At 40.1% G+C, this 8647-nt stretch carries 7 protein-coding genes; 1 reads left to right on the top strand and 6 read right to left on the bottom strand.

Annotation, left to right across the window (positions count from 1 at the left end; genetic code table 11):
* Nucleotides 1-111 precede the first annotated feature (111 nt).
* From secF to ACI4WO_RS03405, 4 genes are all read right to left on the bottom strand, one after another.
* A complete protein-coding gene (gene secF / locus ACI4WO_RS03420) occupies nucleotides 112-1044 on the bottom strand; it encodes a protein translocase subunit SecF (protein WP_439806156.1) in 933 nt (310 codons plus the stop codon).
* Complete coding sequence (locus tag ACI4WO_RS03415) at nucleotides 1037-2440, bottom strand: preprotein translocase subunit SecD (protein WP_439806155.1); 1404 nt, start codon at nucleotides 2438-2440, stop codon at nucleotides 1037-1039. Before ACI4WO_RS03415 ends, secF begins: the two co-directional genes overlap by 8 nt.
* A 188-nt stretch (nucleotides 2441-2628) precedes the next feature.
* A complete protein-coding gene (gene purB, locus ACI4WO_RS03410) occupies nucleotides 2629-4065 on the bottom strand; it encodes an adenylosuccinate lyase (protein WP_439806154.1) in 1437 nt (478 codons plus the stop codon).
* 288 nt (nucleotides 4066-4353) lie between these two features.
* Entirely contained in the window at nucleotides 4354-5739 is a 1386-nt protein-coding gene (locus ACI4WO_RS03405) for an MATE family efflux transporter (RefSeq protein WP_439806153.1), read from the bottom strand.
* Between the two features lie 100 nt (nucleotides 5740-5839).
* Between ACI4WO_RS03405 and ACI4WO_RS03400 the strand changes: the two genes are divergently transcribed.
* Entirely contained in the window at nucleotides 5840-6688 is an 849-nt protein-coding gene (locus ACI4WO_RS03400; protein ID WP_439806152.1) for an AraC family transcriptional regulator, read from the top strand.
* 225 nt (nucleotides 6689-6913) lie between these two features.
* On the opposite strand, the gene spoVAE is transcribed toward ACI4WO_RS03400, so the two are convergent.
* A complete protein-coding gene (gene spoVAE, locus ACI4WO_RS03395) occupies nucleotides 6914-7267 on the bottom strand; it encodes a stage V sporulation protein AE (protein ID WP_439806151.1) in 354 nt (117 codons plus the stop codon).
* Between the two features lie 15 nt (nucleotides 7268-7282).
* Complete coding sequence (gene spoVAD / locus ACI4WO_RS03390; protein ID WP_439806150.1) at nucleotides 7283-8296, bottom strand: stage V sporulation protein AD; 1014 nt, start codon at nucleotides 8294-8296, stop codon at nucleotides 7283-7285.
* Nucleotides 8297-8647: the final 351 nt, after the last annotated feature.

Here is an 8647-nt window from a genome sequence, read left to right as displayed (position 1 = left end):
AATGAACCCATAAAAGAAAGCCACGTCTGAAAGTTTTCGCCCAGCCTTTTTCAAAAGGCTGGTTAAAAAAATAATAGCCGGAGGAATCAGGATCCTCCGGCTTGAAAATTATTATTTAGCTGCTTTTTTCTTGCTTTTTCTCTCGTTCCACCATACCCAGAGCGGAGAAGCAATACAAAGGCTTGCATATGTTCCGGCAACCATACCTACGATCATAGGAATAGAGAAGCTCAGAATTGAATTTACATGATAAATATAAGCTACAATACTTACAATTAACATTGTTGAAACAGTGGTAACGGATGTCCTGATAGAACGTCTCAGTGACTGTGACGCACTCACATTAACCAGTTCAGCAACAGATGCCTTAGGCATTATACTTTTGTTTTCTCTGATTCTGTCGTATACAACGATAGTATCATTTACTGAGTAACCTAAAATTGTAAGAATTACAGCAATAAAGTTTGAATTGATTTCATATCCCAATACAACAAAAGTACCGAACACGAAAATCAGGTTGTGAATAAGAGCTATAACCGCACACACACCAGCAGACCAGCCGCTGATCTGTTTAAATCTGAAAGCGATATAAAGAATGATAATTATTGCTGCAAGAGCGGAAGCGATTATGCACTTTATAAAGAATTCCTTACCAGATGTAGGATTTACGTCATTGGAATCAAGAACTTCAATATTATTGTCAGGGAATTTTTCCTGAAGCAAAGCTGTCAGTTCATTCTGACCTTCAGCAGTCAGACCATTGTCATAGCTGAATGAAATTGAAACACTGTTGGAATCGCTTGAAAGATTTTCGCCCTCCTGAATAGTTACAGGAGTATTAAGAAGCTCTTCGATATCACTCTGAACATCCTTTATCTGAACATCTCCCTCATAGGAATAAGAGATAATAGTACCGCCCTTGAATTCAATTGCGATTTCAACGCCCTTAACAACTGATACAACAATAATTGCAGCGATCAGTACAAGGGAAATAAGAAACCATATTTTTTTCTTTCCGGAAATGTCATATACTTTATTATTCATTACTTGCACCTCCGTAAAGTTTCTTGTTTCTGAATATTTTGAATCTTGAAAGTGAAGTAACCATAAGTCTTGAAGCAAATACACCCATTACAAAGTTCATAAGAGTACCTACAAACAGTGTAAAGCCGAATGAGTAAATAACACCTTCTGTTGTAGCGCCAATTCCGAACAGGCTCAATACCTTGTTAAGTCCGCCGGCAAGGAAGCTGTCAGGTGTTCCGAATGCAGCCATAAGAATCACAGCAACAATCAGACTTGTCAGGTTTCCGTCAAGGATTGAAGAGAATGCTCTCTTGTATCCGGATTTAAGTGCAGCATCAAGGCTCTTTCCGGAGTTAAGTTCTTCTCTGATACGCTCGCCGGTAATAACGTTTGCATCAACACCCATACCAACGGTAAGTATAATACCTGCGATACCCGGTATAGTAAGTGTGGAACTCGACATAAATCCGAACCATCCCGAAATACATGCCAGAGTTACAGAAACCTGTCCGATAATAGAAATTGCTGAAACAAATCCCGGAATCTTATAGAGAATTGTCATATAAATGGCAATAAATGCAAATGCAATAATACCGCTTATGATCATAGCCTTAAGTGCACCGCTTCCCAGTGTCGGGGAAATAGTCTTGAAGCTTGATGTTTCAAGCTTGAAAGGAAGTGCACCGGAATTTATCTTGTCTGCAAGACTTTTAGCACTGTCAGCTGTAAAGCTGCCGGATATAACAGCCTTACCGTCTGTAATAGCTTCATTTACAGTAGGAGCAGAAACCATATTGTTATCCATCCATATGGAAATTGATTCTCCTGTACCAGCCATTGTAGAAGTAACTGTAGCAAAGGTTTCCTTTGCCTGATCTGTAAGCTCCAGTGATACAACATAGGAATATGTACCGTCACTTTCCTGCTGTCTCATAGGTTCAGCCTTTTTAATATCGCTTCCCTGAAGAACAAGGTCGCCTGCCGGTGAGCCGTCCTCATTAGTGTCTGTTCCGACTCTGAAAGACAGAACCGCAGTTTCGCCCAGTTCCTTGACTGCCGCTTCCGGATCAAAATCCTTTTCGCCTGCCTGCCACGGGAAACGGACGATTACTCTGTCGTTTGCAGTATCTTCATATACCTCGCTGTCGTTGATATTCAATGAAGCAAGTCTGAGCTTTATAACCTCCATTACCGAGTCAAGCTGTTCGTCAGTTGCGTCAACGCCGTCGGCAGGAACAAAAGTTACGTCAACACCGCCCTGTATATCTATACCCAGACGAATGTCATTAACGCCTTTTATGTATGTTTTTGTAATATCGCCGTACTGGGAAGTAAATCCGAATACAACTGATGCAGCAAAAACAATTATAAGCGCAAAGACTATAAAGAATACCGGTTTCTTTGCTTGTTTCACATTCAAGCCTCCTAATCTTTATTTTTTTCGGCACTGAAATTTTCACTATGCCGACAATTATTATTATTATATTATTTATTAATCAAAATGTCAAGGGATTTCACCGCTTTTTTAGACGTATTTTACTTTACTGATTTATTATACATAAGTCTCGACCTTTTAAAAAAGTAAGCCATTAAGAAAGCATCTCAGTTCTTCATCTCGTATGTTTCGTTTAAAATATCCTTATTTGCGTCCAGTATCGGCTTTACGAATTCATTTACAAATTCTTCAACCTGCTGAGAGCTTCTGCCTGTAAAGTTTTCCGGAGCCATAATAGAATCCATTTCTTCCTTTGTTATCATAAACATCGGATCTGCCACTATTCTGTCGCAGAGGTCATTTTCCAGACCTTCCTGCTTAACTCTTTTTGCAGCCTCCATAGAATACTGTCTGATTCTTTCATGCAAAGCCTGTCTGTCTCCGCCCTTTTTAACAGCATCCATCATAATATTTTCAGTAGCCATAAACGGCAGTTCAGCCATAACTCTCTTGCGGACGATTTTAGGATAAACCACCATTCCGCTTGTAACATTAATCATTATATTGAGTATAGAATCAGCTGCAAGGAATGCTTCAGCAACAGAAATTCTCTTATTTGCGGAATCGTCAAGAGTTCTTTCAAACCACTGTGTTCCGGCAGTAAAAGCAGGATTCAGACAATCTATCATCAGATATCTTGAAAGGGAGGTAATTCTTTCGCATCTCATAGGATTTCTCTTATATGCCATAGCACTTGAGCCTATCTGGTTCTTTTCAAACGGCTCTTCCATTTCCTTAAAGGACTGCAAAATTCTCATATCGTTTGAGAACTTGCTGCAAGACTCAGCGATACCTGCAAGAGCGTTCACGACAAATGAATCGACCTTTCTTGAATATGTCTGACCGGATACCGGAACGCAGCTTTCAAAGCCCATTTCCTCGGCAATCATTTGTTCTAGCTGTTTAATTTTATCAGTATCTCCCTCGAAAAGCTCCATAAACGATGCCTGAGTACCAGTAGTACCCTTTGAGCCTAAAAGCTGAAGGTCAGAGATTCTGCGTTCAATTTCCTTTAAATCCATAAGCAGTTCGTTTGTCCAGAGAGTTGCTCTCTTGCCCACTGTTGTAAGCTGTGCCGGCTGAAGATGGGTATAGGCAAGACAAGGCATGTCCTTATATTTCATAGCGAAATCTGAAAGCTGAGCAATAACATTAATAAGCTTTCTTCTGATTACCTGAAGGGCATCCCTCATAATAATAACATCCGTATTATCGCCTACATAGCATGATGTAGCTCCCAGATGAATAATTCCCTCCGCATCCGGGCAAGCCTGTCCGTAGGTATAAACATGAGCCATAACATCATGGCGCACTTCCTTTTCACGGGCTTCTGCCATATCGTAGTCAATATTATTTATATTTTCTTCAAGTTCTTTTACCTGTGCTTCAGTAACAGGAAGTCCCAGCTTCATTTCAGCTCTTGCAAGAGCCACCCACAGGCGTCTCCATGTAGTGAATTTCTTATCCGGGGAAAAAATATACTGCATTTCCTCACTTGCATATCGTGTGCAGAAAGGACTTTCATAACTATTTTTGTTGTTCATAAAGGTTAAAACTCCTTTTATTTTATTATTAAACACTTTATTATATCATGAATATGTACATTCTGTCAATCTTACTTTTCAAAAGCTTTCGGTTTCCAAAGGCAGAGCCTTGGCCGCCTTTCGCAGAGGGCGAAATTCCTGTGCCTTAGAAGTGCTTTTACGAGGGTGAATTTTCAGCCTTCCGGCTGAAAAGAGGGGACGCTTTGCAAGTGAAAGCGTCCCCTTATTTACTTTAAATTCAAGTTTTTATACAGTCCGAATTCCCGGCACAGCTTCCAGTGATCATTTTTATGCTACAGCTTCCTTTTTTTGAAACACCGCTTCATTTTTCATAGAACGCATTTTAACCGCATATGTTATGACCAGAAGAACATCTGCGAAAATCCATGCTACCGGACTTGCAAGACATGCCGCAGTATATCCGAAAGAAGAAATAAACAAGAAAACCACCAGAGATCTTGCAGCAAGCTCGCTTACACCAGCCATCATAGGCAGGAAACTGTAACCCATTCCCTGAAGGGAATTTCTGAGTATAAACAGTATTCCCAGAGCAGGGTAAAAGACTCCGTTTAAAATCAGATAATATTTTGAAAGCTCTATTATTTTTGCAAGTTCAGCAGGATCTGTAGATTTCTTATCAATAAACATCGAAGTCATTGCTCCGCCTAAAACCGCAACAGCAACGCATGCGGCAATACAATAGCCTACGGACATCAAAACGCTTTGCTTTATACCTGTGCGTATTCTTTCATACTTTCCGGCTCCCTTGTTTTGTCCGCAGTAGGTTGCCATTGCAATTCCCATGCTTTCCATAGGTCCGGTAACAACAGTCTGTATCTTTGAAGCAGCTGTAACTGCTGCAACCGATGAAGTACCCAGAGAATTTACAGCAGCCTGAAGTATAATAGTTCCGATTGCCGTAATTGAAAACTGAAGAGCCATAGGTACTCCCACAGATATCAGCTTTCCGGATAACACAGTATCAAACCGGAGTTCTGATTTTTCAAATTTTAAAATATCAAATTTTTTTATGATATATATAAGACAAAGTACTGCGGAAATTCCCTGAGCAACAACTGTCGCAAGAGCCGCACCGAATACGCCCATTCTGAATACAATAATAAGTGTAAGATCAAGAATGATGTTCAGTACGGATGAGATTCCGAGGAAGATAAGCGGCGATTTGCTGTCGCCCAATGCACGGAGAATACCGGCAAGCATATTGTAAAAAATTGTTGCAGAAATTCCGGCAAAAATTACTATTATGTAATGATAAGCTTCATCATATATCTCATCCGGAGTATTTGTTATTTTAAGAATAGGTCCTGTCAGAAGCATTGTTGAAACTGTAAGGATAACAGCTGCCGCCGCACTTAAATAAACTGAATTTGCCACATACTTTCTCATTTCCGAATAGTTTCCCGCACCAAAACTCTGGGATATCATTATGGAAAATCCGCTGCATATTCCCAGTGCAAAGCCTATTACAAGAAAATTTATAGCACCAGTAGAGCCTACCGCAGCAAGAGCATTAACGCCTACATATTTTCCGACGATTATGGTATCAACCATGTTGTAAAGCTGCTGAAAAACGTTTCCCAGTATAAGCGGCCATGCAAAGCTTAAAATCAGTTTATATGGCTTGCCGGCAGTCATTTCTTTTGTCATTGACATCTGACATCATCCTTTCTTTATTTTAGAACATTTGTTCTTTGTTGTACTGTTTACTTGTTTATGGTATAATAATTTCAGAAGTTATAAAGGCGGTGCTACAATGGAAGAATACAGTCACGAGCAGATACATTATGAACTGGAAACAGGAATGCGGCTTGAAATTGCAGATGAAACAGGCTGTTTTGTTTCCAAACACTGGCATAACAGTTTTGAGATCATCTATGTAATTGACGGAACGATGAAACTCACTGTGGGAAATCACGATTATTCTTTAACAGACGGCGGATTTGCCGTTGTAAATTCAAAGACAATTCATTCTACTGCATGCCCGAAAAGATGCCGTTATCTGCTTTTGCAGATTCCCTATGAAACCATAAAGAAAAATATTCCTGATATTGACATAGTAATGATAAGATGCGTATGCTTAAAGGAGGAGAATGTAAAGGGAGATCTTGTCATAATAAGGGATATCCTTAAAAAGATCATAAGTTTTTGTGAATCACCGAAAAACAGCGGTTATCTTCTTATGCAGCACAGTCTGGTATATGAGCTTTTATATCATCTCGTGATAAATTTCAAAACCGGAGTTGATCCGGAGATGAAAAAGAAAGCTGACAGGAATATTCAAAGACTTGGTATAGTTTTGCAATATGTCCGTCAGCATTATGCCGAGAACATAACCTTAAACGACGCCGCACGTACAGTAGCGCTTAACAGAGAGTATTTTTCACGTTTTTTCAAAAAGTACATGGGAATGACTTTTATGGATTATGTTTTTGCAATACGCCTTGAGCATGCCTATGACGACATTGTAAATACTGATTATTCTATAGGAAGCATTGCAGAGCAAAACGGCTTTGAAAAGAATTATAAGCTGTTTGTCCGCAAGTTCAGAGAACAATATGGCTGCAATCCCGGAGAGAAAAGGAATCAGCTCAAAAGTATCTGACGTACCCGGCACTTTATGTATAGTATAACAGCGTCAGGCATTTTTTTCAATAGTATATCCTGACTACTATATTGTACTTTATTGACTTTTTTCAGACGCAGATTTGTTTTATACGTGCATTTCTTTGTTACTTTCTTGTTGCTACAAGAAAGTAAATAAAAAACTTGCCTGCGGTTTCCAAGGGCGGAGTCTTGACCGCCCTCTTAAGAGGGCGGAACTCTTTGCCTATTTATCCTTCTGCTTAAAGACAAGAGAAGCCAGAAGACCGAAAATCAGTGCGGCAGTAATACCGCCTGCGGCACTTGTAAGACCTCCGGTAAACACTCCGAGAAAGCCTTTTTCGTCCACTGCTTTTCTGATACCCTCTGCAAGAAGATGCCCGAAGCCTGTAAGAGGTACTGATGCTCCTCCGCCGGCGAACTCAACAAGGGGTTTGTACCAGCCGAATGCAGAAATAATAACTCCGCATACTACATATGCCACAAGAATTCTTGCAGGAGTAAGCTTTGTATAATCAATCAAAACCTGACCTATAGCACAAAGCAGTCCGCCTATTAAAAAAGCCCAGATATATTCCATTTAATGACACTCCTTTTAAATTTTATGACTTATATGAACAAGGTGTGAAATCGAGGGAATGGATTCCCCCTGCTGAGATGCAGTAGGGGACATAAGCGCACCAGTAGCCGCAAAAATCATTTCCTTTATTTCTCCGGTCTGTACTTTAGGCAGAAAATATCCGCAGAGTACACTTGCTGAGCATCCGCATCCTGAACCTCCTGCATGAGTATCCTGTTCATCAGCATCAAAAATCATTGCTCCGCAGTCTTTATGCTGTCCGGAAATATCAACGCCGTCCTTTTCAAGAAGCTCATTTAAAAGCCTGCTGCCTACAATACCTAAGTCCCCTGTAACAATTACGTCAAAATCCTCCGGCCTGCTTCCTGTATCGTCAAGGTATTTTTTTATGGTTGAAGCCGCTGCCGGTGCCATTGCAGCTCCCATATTATTAGCATCTGTTATTCCCAGATCCACAATACTTCCTATAGACACTGCTCTGATATAGGGGGCTGAGCCCTGGGGGGAAAGTATAACGGCTCCGGAGGCTGTACAGGTCCATTGCGAGGTGGGAGTTCTCTGTCCTCCGTAGGACAGTGGAAACCGGAACTGACGTTCTGCTGTTGAAAAGTGCGAGGAGGTCGCTGCCGCAACCTTTCCGCCAATACCACTGTCCGTGAGCAGTGCGGAAAGTAAAAGTCCTTCTGCCATTGTGGAGCATGCTCCGTAAAGTCCGAGAAAAGGTATATTCAGGTCACGCAATCCATAAGTTGTTCCTATACACTGGTTTATAAGATCTCCGGAAAAAATATAGTCTATATCTGCAGGCTTTATACTTGCTTTTTTCATTGCAAGCTCAACAGTTTGTTTTTGCAGCTGACTTTCTGCTTTTTCCCATGTTTCCTGTCCGAAATGACTGTCATTCTCGATTTTGTCAAAGTATCTGCCCAGAGGACCTTCACCTTCCTTTTTTCCGGCAATGGAAGCAAAAGAAATTATAGAAGGTGAATTTTCAGTAATAAATGTATTTCTGCTTATCTTTTTCGCCATTGATCTTCTCTCCGTTCTTTTTGTTTCCCTTATTATCTGCACTTTTTTCTTTTCTATTCCTTACTTTTTTGAAAAAAGTAAGCAAAAACCCGCTTTTTGAAAAAAGCTTGGCAAAAACTTTCAGACGTGGCTTAATTTTATTGATTCACTTAGATAAGGCTCGACATCTTACTTTTTTGAAAAAAAGTAAGCAAAAAACTTTCAGACGTGGCTTAATTTATTGATTCACTTAGATAAGGCTCGACATCTTACTTTTTTGAAAAAAAGTAAGCAAAAAACTTTCAGACGTGGCTTAATTTATTGATTCACTTAGATAAGGCTCGACATCTTACTTTTTTGAAAAAAAGTAAG

The organism is Porcipelethomonas sp., assembly GCF_051893655.1.
Lineage (GTDB): Bacteria > Bacillota > Clostridia > Oscillospirales > Ruminococcaceae > Porcipelethomonas.
This window is presented reverse-complemented; position numbering and strand designations above follow the sequence as displayed.